Consider the following 977-nt stretch of genomic DNA (forward strand, 5'->3'; position numbering starts at 1 on the left):
TGCACCGCCGCCACCCGCACATCCCCGTGGGTGTCGTGGGTGGCGCGGTCGCGCAGCCACGGGAGGGTGGCCGGGTCGTCGCGCCAGCCGGTGGCGATCGCCTGCACCGCCGCCCGCCGCACAGCCCAGTAGTCGTCGTGGGTGGCGCGGTCGTGCAGGAGCGGGAGGGTGGCCGGGTCGTCGCGCCAGCCGGTGGCGATCGCCTGCACCGCCACCTGCCGCACATCCCCGTGGGTGTCGTGGGTGGCGCGGTCGTGCAGGAGCGGGAGGGTGGCCGGGTCGTCGCGCCAGCCGTCGGCGATCGTCCACACTGCGACCTGCCGCACATCCCCGTGGGTGTCGTGGGTGGCGCGGTCGCGCAGCCACGGGAGGGTGGCCGGGTCGTCGCGCCAGCCGGTGGCGATCGCCTGCACCGCCGCCTGCCGCACATACCCGTGGGTGTCGTGGGTGGCGCGGTCGCGCAGCCACGGGAGGGTGGCCGGGTCGTCGCGCCAGCCGGTGGCGATCGCCTCCACCGCCACCCGCCGCACAGCCTCGTCGGTGTCGTGGGTGGCGCGGTCGTGCAGCCACGGGAGGGTGGCCGGGTCGTCGTGCCAGCCGGTGGCGATCGCCTGCACCGCCGCCTGCCGCACCTCCCTGTGGGTGTCGTGGGTGGCGCGGTCGTGCAGGATCGGGAGGGCGGCCGGGTCGTCGCGCCAGCCGTCGGCGATCGCCTGCACCGCCACCACCCGCACAGCCCTGTGGGTGTCGTGGGTGGCGCGGTCGTGCAGGAGCGGGAGGGTGGCCGGGTCGTCGCGCCAGCCGGTGGCGATCGTCCACACTGCGACCTGCCGCACATACCCGTCGGTGTCGTGGGTGGCGCGGTCGTGCAGGAGCGGGAGGGTGGCCGGGTCGTCGCGCCAGCCGGTGGCGATCGCCTGCACCGCCGCCACCCGCACATCCCCGTGGGTGGCGCGGTCGCGCAGCCACGGGAGGGT

The 977-nt window shown here is 76.7% G+C and carries 1 protein-coding gene; it reads right to left on the reverse strand.

Annotated features, from left to right (window positions below):
- The coding region (locus U9977_RS24430) for a HEAT repeat domain-containing protein (RefSeq protein WP_322751626.1) at window positions 1–977 on the reverse strand (977 nt) is incomplete at both ends.

The sequence above is a fragment of the Protofrankia sp. Cas8 genome (genome assembly GCF_963555845.1).
Taxonomy (GTDB): Bacteria; Actinomycetota; Actinomycetes; order Frankiales; family Frankiaceae; genus Protofrankia.